This window comes from Methanolacinia paynteri, from assembly GCF_000784355.1.
Classification (GTDB): domain Archaea; phylum Halobacteriota; class Methanomicrobia; order Methanomicrobiales; family Methanomicrobiaceae; genus Methanolacinia; species Methanolacinia paynteri.
In genome coordinates this window covers 23,332-41,210 of the sequence record NZ_KN360935.1, presented here as the reverse complement: position 1 = coordinate 41,210, position 17,879 = coordinate 23,332, and the positions used below count along the sequence as shown (strand labels likewise).

Here is a 17,879-nt window from a genome sequence, read left to right as displayed (position 1 = left end):
TGAAAGTCCGAAGAGGATCTTGACGGCAAGATTGAACATGCGGCTCTGGAACTTTCTGCCTATCCCCTGTCCAACTTTTATATCAGATTCTGGCATCCATCTTGATCCGATTGCACAGTCCGAGTTCTCACTTCATGGACGAGATTCGTGACTTCCTTCCACATATCGTCGCCCTCGTACATATCGGTGGGCTCTCCGTCCGTTATCAGGAAGATCCACGGCCTGTAGTAGTCGATCCCCTCTTTCTTGTACTCGTCTTTCCTGCTGCCGAGCATCTCGACGGCTTTTTTAATTGCCTCGCCCATCGGAGTCAGGCCGTCGGCGACGAGTTCTTCGGGCTCGAATTCTTCTATGGATGTGAAGTCCTGGATCACGTTTACTTTCTGGCCGAAACTCAGAACTGCAAGGTCGACTCTTTTTCTGGCAAGTTCGTCCTTCCCGATCTCATCTTTAAACAGTGCAATCCCTTCATTCAGCTTGGCTATTTTGTCATTCACCATCATCGATCCCGATGTGTCGAGTATCAGGATCGTCGGGCAGTGCGGCTGCTGGGGATATGCAATTTCAACAATATCTTCAAGTGTCATGCGAATTCTCCCGGATATTTTTCATTTTTTTTATTGTTCTGATATTTTTTCGGAGCATATAAATAATAATTGATCTGTTGGCCGCCGCTATCAGTCTTTAACCGTAAAGATGCCGACAATCAGCAGAAATAATCCCACAAGTGCAATTACCAGCCCGATAAGGCCTTTGACAACCAATATCAGTTCTTCAACAAAGTACCATGCACCATATATTCCCGCAGCAAGGAGTATAATGCCGATTACCATCATTAATACCGCATTTTTATCCATCTTACCACAGTGATATAATAATGCATATTCAAATAAATCTGTTCCTGTTTTTTTATAATCTCATCAGAACATATTAATGAATAATCAGACTGATAATTAATACAGGAAATCCGGGATTTCAAGGAGAATCATTGTGAAAATATCCGTTGTCGGAGGAGGATATGTAGGCCTGATAACCGGCGCATGTCTTGCCGAAAAAGGTCATCATGTCACTATTATCGATATAGACAAAGAAAAGATCGATGCAATAAACTCAGCCCGACCCCCGATATACGAAAAAGGACTTGAAGAACTGCTTGCCCGCCATTCGGGGAAAAATCTTTCGGCGAGCACCGGATATGAATCTGTCAGGGATTCGGAGATCTCTATTATCTGCGTGGGTACTCCTATGGGAGAGGACGGTTCTGCAGATCTGAAATATATCGTATCCGCTGCGGAATCGATAGGAAGAGAACTGAAGAATTCCGGCGTCTATCATGTAGTTACGGTAAAAAGCACCGTTCCGCCCGGCACCACATCCGGTGTTGTTATCCCTGCGGTCAGGAGCGCTTCGGGAAACAATCCCAATATCGGATTCGCGATGAATCCCGAATTTTTAAGAGAAGGAATAGCTGTTGACGACTTCATGAATCCCGACAGGGTAGTGATAGGAAGCGACGATAAAAAGTCCGGCGATCTTGTCGAATCGCTATACTCGGGTTTCAATGCAAAGATTCTGAGAACCGGCCTAATCTCAGCCGAGATGATCAAGTATGCATCGAATTCATTCCTTGCGACGAAGATCTCGTTCTCGAACGAGGTTGGAAATATCTGCAAAAGCCTTGGGATAGATGTATATGAGGTCATGGAGGGCGTCGGGCTCGATCACAGGATATCTCCCTATTTCCTCAATGCAGGGTGTGGATTCGGGGGGAGCTGTTTCCCGAAGGATGTCTCTGCCTTAATCCACCTTGCAAAGTCGAAGGGTGTCGACCCTGTTCTCCTCCGGTCGGTTCTTAAAGTCAATGAGGTTCAGCCGCTCCTGATTATCGACATCCTTAAAAAACACCTTGGGAACCTGAACGGGAAACGCATCGCAGTTCTCGGTCTTGCGTTCAAAGGGGATACGGACGATATCCGTGATTCAAGGGCGGTGCCCGCGATAGAGAGACTGATCGCTGAAAAAGCCGATGTCCATGCCTTTGATCCTATGGCGAATGAGAATATGAAAGCCGTATTCCCGGAAATTACATATCATGATTCCGCGGCTGGTGCACTTGAGGATGCAGACGGTTGTCTTGTCATGACCGAATGGCCGAAATTTTCCCGGCTGGATAAAGAGTTTGATAAAATGAAGCAAAGAGTAATAATAGAAGGAAGGCGGATTTTGTCGGTACCTGATGCGGAGGGAATATGCTGGTAAAGACCGGGCTGATCCCTGCAGCAGGATCTGGCACCCGTCTCGGGCCGTTTACAAATGCGATACCGAAGGAGCTTCTTCCTGTCGGTGAAATGGCAATAATCGAGCATGTGGTTCGTGCAATGAAACTTGCAGGGATCGAACACATCGTAATTGTCGTAAGTCCTCATAAGCACGGGCTTTCCGATTATCTCGGGTCGGGGAAAAGATTCGGGGTCAATATCTCCTATGTGGTCCAAGAGGAAAGGAAGGGTCTTGCAGATGCTGTTCTGGCCGGAGAGCATATTATTAAAGAAGATTTTATTGTTGTCCTTGGCGACAATTTCTTTGCCCCGAAGACATTTTTAAGGGACCTGATCAGCTTTCATCTTGAATCTTCGGCTGACACGGTCGTCGGAGTTGCTGAAGTGGCCGATGTGACCCGTCACGGCATTATCAACCCCGAGGGTGATCGAATTCTCGATATGGTTGAAAAACCGGCGGTTGAAGAGGCGAAGAGCAGTCTCGGTGCACTCGGTGCATATGTTTTTACTCCCGAAATATTTGATGCGATACGAAATACGAAACCCGGATATAAAGGCGAACTCCAGCTCACCGATTCTATAATGGCCCAGATTGTTCAGGGGAAGAAGGTTTATTATAAGAAGATCGACGGCATCCATATCGATGTAGGAACACCGAGAGATCTGATGAGAGCGAACGAATGGTACCTTGAGCACAGGAACGGGGATATTTGATCCCGTTAATCCTTCATAGCCATCTTTTTTTTCTGAAATATATCAGCATTGCAACTGCAATTGCCAACATAAGCAAAAGAATTGCAGGATAAGCATAAGGATGGTTAAGTTCCGGCATGTACCTGAAATTCATTCCGTAAAGCCCTGCGATAAAAGTTAGAGGAATAAATATCGTAGCGATTATCGTAAGCACCTTCATCACCTCGTTCATCCTGTTGCTTACGCCCGAGAGATATAAATCCAGTATTCCTGCGGCAAGATCCCTGTATGTCTCCAGTGTTTCCGAGATCTGGGAGAGGTGGTCGTGGACATCACGAAGAAAAATTTCAGTATTATCACCGATGAGGTCGTATTCCCCTCTCGAAAGTTCGGCTACTACATCACGCAGCGGCCATATCGATTTCCTGAGCCAGATCAGGTCCCTCCTGACGGAATAAATATCTTCAAGGATCTCCGGTTCGGGAGATATTATTACCGAATCCTCGATCCTTTCCAGCCTTTCGCCTATGATCTCGAATATCTCAAAATATTCATCCACTACAGAGTCAATGATGGCATAAAAAAGATAATCATTGCCGTTTTTTCTCAGCCGGCCTTTCGATGCGGTCAGCCTTCGTATCAGGGGTTCGAATATCCTGTCGTCATTTTCGAGGAATGTAATTATCGTATCTTTGAAGAGTATTATGCTTGCCTGCTCCGAATATATGCCCTCGTCCTCCATCGGCAGGATGACTTTGATGACGATGTATATGTAGTCGTCAAAGGACTCTATCTTCGGCCTCTGGTGGGTATTTAAAATATCTTCTGTCGTCAGGGGGTGCAACCCGGAAAATTCGCATATGTCATTTATCAGTTGTGTGTCGGCAAGTCCTGTGACAATCACCCATTTGGATCCAGCCTTTGCCGAGAACTCTTTTAGTTCATCAAGGCTCAAACCAGTTTTTTCTTCATATTCTTCTTCATTGTAAAGAAAGATCCTGATTTTTGTCTCGTCCGGGGACCTTTCCCCTGTATATACCGGAGTTCCGGGAGGAAGGCCGCTTTTTTCAGATAGTTTTGCGATTTTAGGTTTTTCAGCCGCTCTCATGTTCCGGTCCGCCTCCCCGGTCAAAATATTGCAGGGTTACTTTGTTTCTTTATTGGCGGTTCAGGATTTTATTATGTCGGTAAAAAAGTGTTGATTGAGATAAGTATTCAGGCTGGAGACGGATTCGAAACCCTTCCGATAAACAGAATGTTTCCTGTTTCATCGTCCTGTATCATGATGATGAACGGGTGGTCTGCGACAAAGACAGGGGTCAAATCCTCGCCTGCCACTGCAGTAAGTCTTATCCCAACAGCTGTCGCAGCTGCAGCTTCGGTTCCCTCCTCGTTCACCTCGACGTATGCCTTATGGACTACATCGCTGATGGACAGGCCTGTCGTTCCGTCCATGCCGGAAAAGTCGGCAGAGCCCGTGAACGCCACAGGCATTCCCATCTCGCTTAAGGTGTCTGAGAGCTGGTATTCCGTTTCGAGTTTGAACTTGGGGAAGTATACCTTCACCTGCTGCAATTCTATCGAACCGCTTATCTCTTTAAACTTGTCTTCGGTCAGAACGTCTTCTGCCGCTTTCAGGTCGTTCTCCTTGGGCAGAAGGACGATCATCGAGAGTTTCTTTCCGCTTTCGTTCTCGTAAGGCATCTCAAGAACCTGGAGGTCCTCGGTTTCCGTATAGCCATAGATTGCATCGTCATCCGTTCTCTGCATCATTTCTACTGTGACCGTTTCGCCGGAGGGTGTTGTGAAGTCTGCCTCCGTCGTCATGTTCTTGTCGAACTGGAGAACCCACGTCCCCTTGAAGTATATTGCATTCGTTATGACGAGCCTTGTCATAGAGTCGATCATTCCTTCGGGGATCAGATCTTCGATCTTGTCGTTTGTCTTCCCTGCGACCCATTCGTTTATGGTCACCCTTGATTCTTCGGGCTGGTTTATGAAGTCGAGATTTGTCGTATTGGCGGAGTAGTATGTCTCGGCCGTGTTGATGTAGTCCTCTAGGAACGGGTACGTCTCTTCGGCCCAGAGTGCATTTGCGATGCTGAGTTCATAATCGGGATCCCCTGCGTTTATTCCGGCATTTACGTCCTGGTAGCCGTATCTCAGGGTATCGATATTATCAGGGAAGTAGAAGACGGACTTTATCTGGTCTGCCGTCTCTCCCTTCGCGCCTTCGTATGTCAGGGCAAGTGCCGACGATATGCTGAACGGCGACAGGAAGAGGTTGTCGTCTTCGTTTTCTTCTGATGCCAGTTTCTTATAGATGTCGAATGCGAACATGTCGTTTGCATCGACTACGCTTTCGACTGCCGAACCTGTTTCGGTTACATTCTGTACCGGGGTGGGCGTTGCCGTTTGCGTCCCGGCAGAATCAGGTGTTCCGGTGCATCCTGCCAAAAAAGTACACAGAATTACCAGAAAAATGGCCGTTATGGCCGTCAGTTTAAGGTGCTTCATGGCAGATTATTGGTGTTATGGTTTATTTAACCTGGCGTTGACTTCAATTTTTTTCGCAGTTAATGCGAACGGGAAGGAAACAATGAAAAAAAAAGAGTTTTTTATTGTGCAGGATTTGAAATCCTGCCGATAAACAGAATATTTCCTGTTTCATCGTCCTGTATCATGAAGATGAATGGATGATCCGCTCTGAAGACAGGTATCGGCTCTTTTTCAGGAGACATTCCTGATGCATATACTACCCCTGTCGCAGCTGCCGCTTCTGTTCCCTCTTCATTCACCTCGACAAATGCCTTGTGCACGACAGCGCTGATGAAGAGGTCATATGTTCCGTCTATTCCGGAGAAGTCAGCAGAGCCTGTGAATGCCATCGGCATTCCCATATCGATCAGGGTATCACTCAGCAGATATTCCGTTTCGAGTTTGAATTTGGGGAAGTAAACCTTTACCTGCCGGGATTTTATAGAGTCCAGAATTTCTTCAAGGTTATCAACGCTGAGAGCATCTCCTGCCGCTTTCAGGTTGTTCTCTTTCGGGAGAAGAACGATCATCGAGAGCTTCTTTCCGGTTTCATTTTCGTATGGCATCTCCAGGACCTGGAGGCCGTCGGTCTCTGCATAGCCGTAGACTGCGTCATCATCGGTCCTCTTCATCATATCGATAGTAATGGTTTCGCCGGATGGTGTCGTAAAGTCCGCCTCCGTCGTCATGTTCTTGTCGAACTGGAGAACCCATGCACCTTTGAAATAGATAGCGTTCGTTATGACGAGTCGTGTCAATGAGTTGATCATTCCTTCAGGGATCAGGTCTTCGATCTTGTCGTTCGTCTTCTCCGCTACCCAGTCGTTTATGGTGACACGGGACTCTTCGGGGTGGTTTATGAAGTCGAGGTTTGTCGTATTGGCTGAGTAGTATGTCTCTGCAGTATTGATGTAGTCCCCGAGGAACGGGTAGGTCTCTTCGGCCCAGAGTGCGTTTGCGACTTCGAGATCGTATTCGGGATCGCCTGCGTTTATTCCGGCATTTACTTCCTGGTAGCCGTTTCGTAATGTCTCAATGCTGTCGGGGAAGTAGAAGACCGATTGTATCTGGTCCGCCGTCTCTCCCTTCGCCCCTTCGTATGTCAGGGCAAGTGCCGAAGATATGCTGAACGGCGACAGGAAAAGGTTGTCGTCTTCGCTGTTCTCACCGGAGAGCTGTTTATAGATATCGAATGTGAACATGTTGTTTGCGTCAACAACGCTCTCTACGGCAGAGTCCGTATGCGATACGCTCTGCGTGGGTGTTGGTGTCGCCGTCTCCGTCCCGTCAGAACCGGGTGTTCCCGTGCATCCTGCAAAAAGACAGAAGAGGCATGCCAGCAGGACAACAGCAACAGGTAAGATAGATTTGATATTCATAACTGTCCTTTTCTCCTGATTTTTATTTAATCTGGCGTTGACTTCGATTTTTTTCGCAGTTATTCAAGGTTATATGAAAAAATAAGGTTAGTTTCCTAAGGGATTTGAGACCCTGCCGATAAAGAGAATATTACCTGTTTCATCATCCTCTATCAGGAAGATGAACGGGTGATCGGCATTGAATGTATAGACGGGCGAGCTGTATCCCGGCGGAGGAGCAATAGTTTGTATTACAACTGCCGTTGCCGCTGCCGCCTCAGTTCCTTCTTCGTTCACCTCGACAAATGCCTTGTGAACAACTTCGCCGATATATAATCCTCCTGTCCCGTCCATCCCGGAAAAATCAGCGCCCTCGTCTGAAAAAGCGGTTATGATACCCATTTTTTTTAGGGTGCCGGAAAACATATAATCTGTTTCAAACCTGAATTTCGGTAAAGACAGCCTGACGGTTTCTGATCCCATCGAATCTTCGATCTCCCTGATCTTTTTAAAATAGAGAGTGTCCTCGACTGAATGCAGGTCGTTTTCCTTCGGGAGAATGACAATCATCGACAGCTTATTTCCTGTTTCATTCTCATACGGCAGTTTGACTGCCTGGAGTTCATCGGTTTCGGCATAACCGTATGCTGCCGTTCTCTGCATCATCGGGACTTTTACAATTTCTCCTGAAGCGGTCGTAAAATTCGCTTTTATAGTATTGTTTTCATCGAACTTTTTGGCCCATATGCCTTTGAAGAAGATTGCATTTGTAACAACAAGTCTTGTATAAATGTCTATCATACCTGCAGGCACAAGTTCCTGAATCCTGTCTTTTGTCTTTTCCATTGCCCAGCTGTTGATTGCCAGCCGCGATTCTTCAGGATGGTTTTTGAAGTCGAGGGTGGACGTGTTCGCTGAATAGGATTCCTTTGTGATATTGATGTAGCTTTCAAGGAAAGGATATGTATTTTCGGCCCAGAGTGCGTTTGCAATGCTGAGTTCGTAGTTGGGATCGCCTGTATTTATTTCTTCATTGATCTCCCGGTATTCTTCCCTTAGCGTACCGGTGTTTTCAGGGAAGTGGAAGACGGACCCGATCTCATCTGCTGTTTCTCCCCTGGCCCCTTCATAAACCGGAGCAAACACCGATGAAATGCTGAAGGGGGAGAGGAAGAAGTTTTCGTCTTCCGTGTGTTCAGCCGCGACTTGCCTGTATATGTCGAATGCGAACATGTTGTTCGCCTCGATCACGTTTTCAGCGGCGAAGCCCTGTTCTTCGGCCCATAGTGCTTTTGCCGATTCTGTTGTATTGGCGTCCTGCTCCGTGCAGCCGGAAAAGAAGAGGCAAAAAACAAGAAGGAGGCATATTACAGGTACAGCAAAATTATTATCTCTCATTATTGTCTTTTCAACGCCTGCACTATTTAAGCTGCCTCCGGTCTGGATCACTTCTCCCTTTTTCGGGCGGTATTACAACAAATTGTAAATTCCTTCCTGAGTTAATGTTTAATGGATTATTTTCTTATGTCTAAGGAACTGACGGTATTTGATATTGTTATTGTCGGCGGAGGGCCTGCAGGACTTTTCTGTGCGATACATTCTGCAGGAGAGGGACGAAAAGTCCTCGTACTTGAAAAAAAGGCGTCCTGCGGGAGAAAACTTCTGATCACCGGTTCCGGGCAGTGCAATCTTACGCATGAAGGTGAAATATCCGAATTTTTGTCTCACTATAATAATACCGGAAGGTTTCTCCGTCCTGCACTGATGAATTTTACCAATAAAGACCTCGTGGATTTTTTTGTAAAGCGGGGTGTTTCGTTTGAGACGGATAAGAACGGAAAGATCTTTCCCTCTACAAAGAAAGCGGCGGATATTCTCTCTGTTCTCCTTCGTGAATGTGAAGAGAGGGGAGTTTTGATCCAGTGCAGTGAACCTGTATCATCCGTGAAAATTGCTGAGGGTGGATTTGTCGTTGAAACGATTGCGGATAAATATTTCTCCAAATGTCTGGTTGTTTCCACCGGTGGCTCCTCCTACCCGCAGACAGGATCGTCGGGCGACGGATACAAAATCGCCGAAAATCTCGGCCAGCCTGTAACTGAAATTGCACCCGCACTGGCACCTGTTTATCCCCGCAGTTACCCGTTCGGCTCTCTTTCCGGGATATCGTTTAACAATGCCCGGATCTCCCTTTTCCGGGAGAATAAAAAGATCGCAGAACATAACGGAGATATCCTCCTGACCCATAAGGGGTTGTCCGGGCCGGGAATCCTGGATTTTTCCAGGAATATTCTTCCCGGTGATGTCCTGAAGATCTCGTTTATGACCGGTATGAACCCTGAAGAATTCAGGAAGGATTTCACGCAAAAGACGGATTCGGGAGGAACAAAACTGGTCAGGACAATCCTCTCGGAATATTCTCTCCCTGAGAGATTTGCCAGAAAGATTATTGAATTATCTGGGATTTCACCCGATCTTACCTGTGCACATCTTCCTAAAAAAGAGAGAAACGTTTTGATAAAGAACCTGACTGAATATCCTTTTGAAGTCCGTGAACTCGGTGGATTCGACGAGGCGATGGTCACTAGTGGCGGGATTGCACTTGAAAGCGTTAATCCGAAGACGATGGAGTCGAAAGTTGTTTCCGGATTGTTCTTCGTAGGTGAAATACTTGATATTGACGGGGATACCGGCGGATATAATTTGCAGGCTGCTTTTTCGACAGGTTTTCTTGCGGCGAAGACGATTATTTCGCGGCTTTAATTAAACTTAGATCATCCGGTTCGCTACATTAATTTCTATAGAGTCCCTTATTTTAGATAAATGGCATTAAAAACCCTGGTGATAACTCCTGCCGGCGAGGAGAAAATTTGGGATCGTGACAGGAACCTGGATTTGACCCGGCAAGTTAAGGCTGAATATGCATTCACAGGCAGATTTGCAGAGAGGTGCCGTGAATATTCAAAAAAGTTCTATCCTGACGACAGGGTGATCTTATCGCCAAGGTATGGTTTTGTCCTTCCGCATGAGGAGATCAAAAATTACGCAGGAGATACATTCGCCGGATCTGGAATCGAATACGATACAATAGAGATAAACGCAGAATCCGACGGTCTGTTAAATTATGAAAGGGTGATATTTCTCGGAAGCGACAAGCTTCATTCTGAATACGTTAATGTCATCTCAAAGATTTTTGCTGATAAATGGGTAGAATACCCGCTTTCGGATTCGGAGAGCACCGAGGAGATGCTCGGGAGACTGACAGATGCGATTACAAGAGACATGCCTTTACGTTTTAACAGGATAAAACCCCTGGAGATAGAGATCTTCGGTCTTTTCGGAAAGTTTGATTACAGAATTCCGCTGGAAAATCCCGGGAATATATCGATAATCACCGCCCCCAACGGTTATGGGAAGACGACAATTTTAAGACTGTTACGGGCGGTATTTGTCGGAAATCTCGGCGAAATCAGGGACATCCCCTTTAAAGCCCTGAAGATCCTGTTCGGTATCAGCGGAATCGTATCAGAACCGGAAAAAATGACAACTCTTAAAATTGAGAAGTGTTTAGGAGAATTGCAGGGTAAAAAGCTCCCCGTAGGTGATTTGTGGTCGCTGAATTTCAGGCTGGAAAAATCCGGCGACAGGGTTCTTGAGTATACTGTCAATCCGGACAATTTTGATGAAGCGGAAACCTCATGGGAGCTTAGCAGAATTATTCCACCCGTCCCTGTAAAGCTTATATCAGCACAGAGACTCTGGCAAAATGCCGAATCAGATATACTTAGGGAGGGGGATCTTCTGGCAAGTCATGCAGGGGGGATCAGGCGAAGCTATGAACTTACAGTTCTCAACTATTCCGATGATATCAGGATGCGCATCCAGGCAATGCTGAATGATTATGCTGCAAGTGCGCAGGAACTTGATTCGACATATCCTGAACGGCTCATGGATCTCTGCCGGCAATTGGATAATAGCATTCTTCCTGAGGCGCAACAGATTATTGAAAAATTGTCAAAGATAAGGCTGGAGCAGAAGAAGCTCAGGGAAGTTGGATTCCTGTCGTATGAGCCGGGAGAATGGCAGGATAACTTCATAACCGGGGAGGATATTGAAGGGGATACGGGGATCCTTGCAGCACTTCAGCTATATGCTGAGGATATTGAGAAGAAATGCCTGATATTCGGAGATCTTGAACGAAAGATCGATCTGTTAATCATGATAATCAATTCGCTTTTCATTAATCTTTCATTCGAAATTCGGGCAGATAAGGGATTTAATTTCATGGTGGCTGATAATGAACCAGTTGCGCCTGAAAAACTGTCTTCCGGGGAGCAGAACCAGCTGGTGATGTATTATGATCTCATATTTTCGACAGATCCCGGGACTCTTGTACTTGTTGACGAGCCTGAAATCTCGCTGCATATAGTCTGGCAGAGGCTTTATCTCGAATTCATCAGGAAGATTACAAGTATCACCGGCTCCGGTTTTCTCATAGCTACCCATTCGCCACAACTTATACACACAAACTGGGATTGTACAGTGGATCTTTCAGGGGAAGGGGTCGATGAGTAAAGCCGGAATGCGGTTTCGTAATAATAAAGGCAAATTCAGACTGGAGGAGATCTGGGCGAATGCGGATGAAATTGGTGGTGCCATCCGTAAAATGGAGAAAAACTATCCTTCGTTGAAGGAAAAATTATTTGTCATAACCGAAGGCCCTTATGACTATGAGTTCTATTCGCGTTTTTTTAATCGTGAGACCTGTGAAATACGTTTTGCAAATTCCAAAAAAAACGTAATTCGCATTATAGATAATCTCCTTGGAGAAATTCCTGATGAGAAGCAGGAATCGTTTATTGGAATTGTTGACAGGGATTTCTCTTTCTTTTATGAAAATTGCAGAAACGACCCGGCAAATATCTTCATGACCGACTCTCACGATCTTGAGACGATGATAATATCTGAGAAAATAATTGAAAGGGTCTTGAATAGATACGAGAAAAGTTCTGTTGGAGGAAATTTCCAGAGAAAAGCAAATGTGGGAATAAGAGACGGAAATCTTTTAAGGCGTCTTATCGAGTGTTCGCGGCTGATTGGATTATCTCTGTATATTAATGAAAAATATGGCTTCAATATGATTTTTAAACATATCAACTGCAAGAAGAAGAATGTTTTTTTGGAATTTACCGAGCCTTCTTCCCTGAGTATCAACGAAAAAAAGCTGATGGAATTTATTTGCAGGCGCAACCCTACCAAATCTAAAGATTTTATGGCGGCTTTTTCTGAGGAGATGTCTGAAAAGAAAGAATATTTCGACCATCCTATGCAGATATGCCGTGGACATGATTTGATGTGTGTGCTCCTGTCCGAAATAAACATCAATTATCCACAGAAAAACGGCAAAAACGTCGTTTTAGGGGATCTTGAAAGACTGTGCCTGGAGCTCTATGAGGAGGAAGATTTCTATAAAACGGATTTGTATGGTAATATAAAGGCCTGGGTAGATATGCAGAAGAAAGGGACTGAAAAATCGTTTTTTAAAACAGAAGATATTTGATCCTAAAAATTACGGTCAGTTATCCTCTTCTAGGATTTAGTTTGACTGAGAAATTATTTCTTAAAATTTGCATGCTGATATGGGGATTCGAACCCCAGTCGCAGGAGTGAGAGTCCTGCATGATTGGCCGGACTACACTATATCAGCAAATCATTTGTGCCTTAAAATATAGGGCAGATCTATACTTAAACCTAATTATTTGGCCCGGAGGTTCCTCCCCTTTTCTGCCGAAATTATGTTTTCATCCTTTTTGCTACGCTTGTTCCCGGAAATATTACCAAAACTCCGCCGGTTGGCAAACCGCTATATATTATGTGATATCATTTCGCCTTATAGGCATCATGAGTGTGCCTTATCGAGGGGTATTAGATATGGAGAAAAAGGCGAAAACGGAGAAAAAAATTCCGGCTCCCGTCCTCGTGGACCGGAAACTGGACACTTGCGAGCTGGATCGCGCAAAGATGTCCCTGATGAACCCGAAGGTGATCAAAGAAAAATCGAACGAGCGGACGATCGACGAACTCGCGAAAGTGATGCTGGAGCACACGATGGAAGAGGGAATCGAGACCGTCTGGGACCGTTTCGAGATGCAGCAGCCGCAGTGCAGCTACTGTTCCGACGGCCTCTCGTGCAGCCGCTGTGCGATGGGACCATGCAGGATCATCCCCGAGCATCATCGTGAAAGAGGTGTGTGCGGCGCAGACGCCGACCTCGTCGTATCGAGGAACCTGCTGGATACAATCGCCACCGGAGCCGCGGCCCACTCCGATCACGGAAGGGACATCGTCGAGACCCTGTACAAGACCGGAACAGGCGAAGCACAGGGATACGAGATAACCGACGTCAAAAAGCTTGAAAAGATCGCCGGCGAGCTGGGCGTCGAAACGAAGGGAAGAAAAAAGGAGGAGATCGCAACCGATGTCGGCCGCCAGCTTCTCTACGAATTCGGGACCTTCAAGAACAAAGTCACGTTCGCAGACCGTGCACCCGAACAGACCAAGGAGATCTGGAAGGCCGCCGGGATCGTCCCCCGGAGCGTCGACCGCGAGATCGTCGAGGCCATGCACAGGGTCCACATGGGAGTCGGTGCGAACTACGCCAACATCCTCCTCCACGGGCTGAGGGCGTCACTCGGCGACGGGTGGGGCGGATCGATGATGGGAACCGACATCTCGGACGTCCTCTTCGGAACCCCCACCATCAACCAGTCGCAGGTCAACCTCGGGGTCTTAAAGGAAGACCACGTCAACATCTCGCTCCACGGCCACAACCCGATGCTCTCCGAGATGATAGTCAGGGCGGCAAACGATCCCGATATGAAGGCGCTCGCCGAAAAGACGGGTGCGAAGGGCATCAACCTCGTCGGCCTCTGCTGCACCGGCAACGAACTCCTCATGAGAAAAGGAGTCCCGATGGCCGGAAACCACTTCAACCAGGAGCTGATAATCGCGACCGGGGCCCTTGAGGCGATGGTCATCGACTACCAGTGCATATTCCCGTCGCTCCCCAGGACGGCGAGCTGCTACCACACGAAGATCATATCCACCAGCGAGAAGTCTAAGGTCGTCGGCTCGTACTACTTCGATTTCCACCCCGAAAACGCCTACGACACCGCGAAGGCCATCGTCAAAATGGCGATAAACAACTTCCCCAACAGGATTCCCGAAAGAGTCCTCATCCCCGGAAAGCCCGTCGACCTCATGGCCGGGTTCTCGGTCGAAGCCATAGTAGAGGCGCTCGGCGGAACCGTAAAGCCGTTAATCGACGTCATAGCATCCGGCGATGTCCGCGGTGCAGTCGGGATCGTCGGGTGCAACAACCCGAAGGTTCAGCACGACTACGGCCATGTAACGCTCGCAAAGGAGCTCATAAAGAACGACATCCTCTGTGTCGAGACCGGATGTGCGGCAGTCGCCTGCGGAAAGGCCGGGCTGCTCATGCCCGATGCCGCGTTCCTCGCCGGACCGGGGCTGAAAGGAGTTTGTAAGAAGCTCGGAATTCCGCCAGTCCTCCACATGGGATCGTGCGTCGACTGTTCGAGGATACTCGTCCTCCTTGCGGAGCTTGCAAAAGCACTCGGCGTCGGGATCGACCAGCTCCCCGCTGCCGGAGCAGCACCAGAGTGGTACTCGCAGAAGGCCGTATCCATCGGCTCGTACTTCGTGGCGTCCGGCGTCTACACGGTCCTCGGCGTAATGCCCAAGATCGCGGGAAGCGACAATGTCGTAAAGCTCCTGACAAGCGGGCTCAACGGCGTCGTCAACGCATCGTTCGCTGTAGAGCCCGACCCCGTGGCCGCCGCCGAACTGATAACGAAGCACATAGACGAAAAGAGGAAGGCGCTCGGCATCTGAACGTAATGTAAGGTGTGAATTTGGCGAAAGATACGGATAACATCCGGAAGGCGACGAAATACTTCAGGGACCATTCCCTGCGAAAGCCCGACGGCGGAAAGAGGATCTTCGTCGCGGGAAAAGGCGGAGTAGGCAAGACCTCGATATCCGCCCTCCTTGCCGCGATGTTCGCAGACGACGGCAGGAACGTCCTCGCGGTCGACGAGGACCCCCAGCAGAACCTGCCGTTCTCCCTCGGCTACCCGCCCGAAAAGGCATCGGAGATAGTCCCGCTCTCGAAGAACGCCGACTACATCGAGGAGAAGATCGGCTGCCGGCCCGGCGAGGGATGGGGCGGGATGATGAGGCTCAACCCCGACGTAGCCGACGTCGTCGACAGGTTCGGAGTTAAGGTCACCGACAGGATAAGCGTGCTCGTGATGGGCAGCATCTCGCTCGCCGCGACCGGCTGCCTCTGCCCGGAAAACGCCCTCCTCAGCAGTGTCGTCGGCTACATCCGCCTGAGGGACGACGAAGTCATAACCATGGACACCCAGGCCGGCGTCGAGCACTTCGGGAGATCGATGGCCGAAGGATTCTCGACCGCGATCATAGTAACCGAGCCGTCATTCAACTCCATATCCGTCGCCCTTCATTCCGCCGAACTCGCGAGACAGCTCGGGGTCCCGGACATCCATCTCGTCGTAAACAGGGTCCGGTCCGAGGCGGACATAGAAAAGTCCGAAAGGCTCATCGGAGATCTTTCGGCCTTCACTTCGGTACGCTATATCCCCTTCGACGACGAGGTCATCGACCGCGAGCCGGACATCACCGCCTTAAAGGATATGAATACCCCGTTCTCCGAATCCGTCCGGGAACTCTACGAGGAGCTGAGATAACCCCGCTCCCGCCCCTGCTTAATCTTTTCACCTTTTTTTCTCACGATATACTTGTATAATTCTCCCGCGAAGAGAAGCGGCAGGCCGAGTGCAGCGAGGATGATCCAGTCCATTGCCGGCATCGGAACTGTGCTCAGGAAGACCTGGAACCACGGGATGTAGATTACCGCCACCTGGATTATGACGCTCGCGACAAGTGCCGCGACTATGTACGGGTTCGACAGGATTCCGATATCGGTCAGGTTCCACCTGAACGACCTGAAGTTCAGCACGTTAATCAGTTCGAATATGATAATCCCGGTAAATGCCATCGTCCGGGCCTCGTCGATATCCGACTCGTACGACCGGATGAAGACGAAGAGCGTCAGGAGCCCGATCCACGCCCCGATGACCGATATCATCAGCATCGCCTTCCTGTCGAGAACCGGTCTGTCGATCTCGCGGGGCTTGTGCTTCATGATGTCGCTCTCAGCCGGCTCCGCACCGATCGCAAGCGCCGCCACCCCGTCGGTCACGAGATTCATCCACAATATCTGGATCGGCAGGAGGACCAGCGGCAGGTTCATCATAAGGCCGCCTGCGATCGCGATGATCTCCCCGATATTGGACGAGAGCAGGTATCTCGTGAACTTCTGGATATTGTCGTATTCCCTCCGGCCCTCGTGGACTCCCTCGACGATGCTGTCGAAGTTGTCGTCTACGAGGATGATGTCGCTCGCCTCCTTTGCGACATCAGTCCCTTTGATACCCATCGCTATCCCCACGTCCGCCTTTTTCAGTGCAGGAGCATCGTTGATCCCGTCACCGGTCATCGCGACGACCGCCCCGGCTTCCGAGAGAATCCCGACGATCCTCAGCTTGTGCTCGGCCGTGACCCTTGCGAGAATCCTCGTCTTCCAGAGCCTCTCTTCAAGCTCCTCGTCTGAGAGTTCGTCGATATCGGCCGCCCCGAGCACCCCGTCGCTCTCGAGCCCCACCGAGTCAGCGACCGCCTTTGCGGTAAGAGCCGAGTCGCCTGTGATCATGATGACACCGATCCCGGCCGAGTCGCACGTCCTGAGCGCCTCTTTCACCTCCTCCCTCGGCGGGTCGATGATGCCCGCGAAACCCAGGAAGACGAGATCCTTCTCCCCCTCCTCCGCAGTCTCCGGGAGTTCGCTCCCGAGCTCTCTCTCCGCGACCGCGAGGATTCTCAGGCCCTTCTTCGCCATCGACTCGTAAACTTCCATGAACTCATTCCGTGTGTTATCGTCCATCGGCAGGACTTCCCCGTCCTTCAGGTAGAACGACGAAAGGCCGGTGATGACCTCCGGTGCACCCTTTGAATACGCGTGATTGTTTCCGCCCGCATCCAGTATAGTCGTCATCCGTTTTCTCGACGAATTGAACGAGAACTCCTTCCTGATATTCTGGATGTCGAGGGTGTACTCGGGAATCCATGCCTTGTGAGCCGCGACCACCAGTGCCCCTTCGGTCGGCATCCCGAGGATCTTCCACTCGCCGTCCACCTCCTCGAGTACCGCATGGTTGCAGAACAGTCCCGCTCTCAGAAAGGCCCTGATACCCTCGTCAGTCGTCGGGTCGATCACCTGTCCGTCCCTCGTGAAATCGCCCTCCGGTTCGTAGCCTGCCCCGCCGACCTCAGTGAAATGGCCGGGCGTATATATCTCCTTTAAGGTCATCTCGTTCTTCGTGAGCGTCCCGGTCTTGTCCGTGCAGATTATCGACACGGTCCCGAGGGTCTCCGAGGCGCTCAGGTGCCGGATGAGGCACTTCTTGTTGTACATGTGCCGAATCCCGATCGCGAGAGTCAGGGTCACGACGGCGGGAAGCCCCTCGGGAATCACGGCGACGGCGAGGGAGACGGCGGTCATGAACATCTCCTGCAGCTCCCTGTTCTGGAGCACCCCGGCGACGACGATCAGCACTGCGACGAGCACGGAGATTATGCTGATCTGCCTGCCGAGCACATTGAGCCGTTTCGAGAGCGGAGTCTCCTCGTCCTTTATGCTCTCCGTGAGCCCGGCGATCTCCCCGAATTCCGTATTCATTCCTGTCGCGGTAACGATCGCCCGTCCCCTGCCGTTGACGATCGTTGTTCCCATGAAGACCATGTTCCGTTTACCGGAGAGCGGAGTGTCCTCTTCGAGACTGCATACCGCCTTTTCCACGGGGACCGATTCGCCGGTAAGTGCGGATTCGTCCGCCTGCAGGGTCGC

General features: G+C 49.3%; 14 protein-coding genes and 1 tRNA gene. 7 read left to right on the top strand and 8 right to left on the bottom strand.

Features of this window, described 5'->3' with window-relative positions; genetic code table 11:
* Positions 1–77: 77 nt before the first annotated feature.
* Positions 78–587, bottom strand: a complete 510-nt coding sequence (locus METPAY_RS09420; RefSeq protein WP_245611598.1) for a vWA domain-containing protein — start codon at positions 585–587, stop codon at positions 78–80.
* Between the two features lie 90 nt (positions 588–677).
* Positions 678–857, bottom strand: a complete 180-nt coding sequence (locus tag METPAY_RS09415) for a hypothetical protein (RefSeq protein ID WP_048151735.1) — start codon at positions 855–857, stop codon at positions 678–680.
* Positions 858–990: 133 nt separating this feature from the next.
* Between METPAY_RS09415 and METPAY_RS09410 the strand changes: the two genes are divergently transcribed.
* Together METPAY_RS09410 and METPAY_RS09405 are read left to right on the top strand one after the other, a co-directional pair.
* Positions 991–2,259: a UDP-glucose dehydrogenase family protein gene (locus tag METPAY_RS09410; RefSeq protein WP_048151733.1), complete on the top strand. Its 1,269-nt coding sequence runs from the start codon at positions 991–993 to the stop codon at positions 2,257–2,259.
* Entirely contained in the window at positions 2,250–2,993 is a 744-nt protein-coding gene (locus tag METPAY_RS09405; RefSeq protein WP_048151730.1) for a sugar phosphate nucleotidyltransferase, read from the top strand. The genes METPAY_RS09410 and METPAY_RS09405 overlap by 10 nt, the downstream gene beginning before the upstream one ends.
* Before the next feature lie 13 nt (positions 2,994–3,006).
* Here METPAY_RS09405 and corA read toward each other — a convergent pair whose 3' ends face one another.
* From corA to METPAY_RS09385, 4 genes are all read right to left on the bottom strand, one after another.
* Positions 3,007–4,080 carry a magnesium/cobalt transporter CorA gene (gene corA / locus METPAY_RS09400; protein ID WP_048151728.1) on the bottom strand — a complete coding sequence of 358 codons (1,074 nt, stop codon included), beginning with the start codon at positions 4,078–4,080 and terminating at the stop codon, positions 3,007–3,009.
* Positions 4,081–4,187: 107 nt separating this feature from the next.
* Positions 4,188–5,489, bottom strand: coding sequence for a serpin family protein (locus tag METPAY_RS09395; protein WP_048151725.1), 1,302 nt, complete (start codon positions 5,487–5,489; stop codon positions 4,188–4,190).
* A gap of 101 nt (positions 5,490–5,590) precedes the next feature.
* Positions 5,591–6,889, bottom strand: a complete 1,299-nt coding sequence (locus METPAY_RS09390) for a serpin family protein (RefSeq protein ID WP_048151722.1) — start codon at positions 6,887–6,889, stop codon at positions 5,591–5,593.
* A gap of 87 nt (positions 6,890–6,976) precedes the next feature.
* Complete coding sequence (locus METPAY_RS09385) at positions 6,977–8,266, bottom strand: serpin family protein (protein ID WP_048151753.1); 1,290 nt, start codon at positions 8,264–8,266, stop codon at positions 6,977–6,979.
* 111 nt (positions 8,267–8,377) lie between these two features.
* Between METPAY_RS09385 and METPAY_RS09380 the strand changes: the two genes are divergently transcribed.
* The 3 genes from METPAY_RS09380 (at position 8,378) to METPAY_RS09370 (ending at position 12,428) form a co-directional block, all read left to right on the top strand.
* Positions 8,378–9,631, top strand: coding sequence for a BaiN/RdsA family NAD(P)/FAD-dependent oxidoreductase (locus tag METPAY_RS09380; RefSeq protein WP_048151720.1), 1,254 nt, complete (start codon positions 8,378–8,380; stop codon positions 9,629–9,631).
* A gap of 60 nt (positions 9,632–9,691) precedes the next feature.
* Positions 9,692–11,443 carry an AAA family ATPase gene (locus tag METPAY_RS09375; protein WP_048151718.1) on the top strand — a complete coding sequence of 584 codons (1,752 nt, stop codon included), beginning with the start codon at positions 9,692–9,694 and terminating at the stop codon, positions 11,441–11,443.
* A gap of 91 nt (positions 11,444–11,534) precedes the next feature.
* Positions 11,535–12,428: a DUF4435 domain-containing protein gene (locus tag METPAY_RS09370; protein ID WP_245611596.1), complete on the top strand. Its 894-nt coding sequence runs from the start codon at positions 11,535–11,537 to the stop codon at positions 12,426–12,428.
* Between the two features lie 72 nt (positions 12,429–12,500).
* Here the strand turns inward: METPAY_RS09370 and METPAY_RS09365 are convergent.
* Positions 12,501–12,575, bottom strand: a tRNA-Glu gene (locus METPAY_RS09365).
* Between the two features lie 224 nt (positions 12,576–12,799).
* On the opposite strand from METPAY_RS09365, the gene cooS reads away from it, so the two are divergent.
* Together cooS and METPAY_RS09355 are read left to right on the top strand one after the other, a co-directional pair.
* Positions 12,800–14,782, top strand: coding sequence for an anaerobic carbon-monoxide dehydrogenase catalytic subunit (cooS, locus tag METPAY_RS09360; RefSeq protein ID WP_084600780.1), 1,983 nt, complete (start codon positions 12,800–12,802; stop codon positions 14,780–14,782).
* 20 nt (positions 14,783–14,802) lie between these two features.
* Complete coding sequence (locus METPAY_RS09355) at positions 14,803–15,660, top strand: ATP-binding protein (protein WP_052418757.1); 858 nt, start codon at positions 14,803–14,805, stop codon at positions 15,658–15,660.
* Here METPAY_RS09355 and METPAY_RS09350 read toward each other — a convergent pair.
* Positions 15,642–17,879, bottom strand: a 2,238-nt coding sequence (locus METPAY_RS09350; protein ID WP_048151760.1) for a cation-translocating P-type ATPase, incomplete at its 5' end; no start/stop codon positions are given. The genes METPAY_RS09355 and METPAY_RS09350 overlap by 19 nt on opposite strands.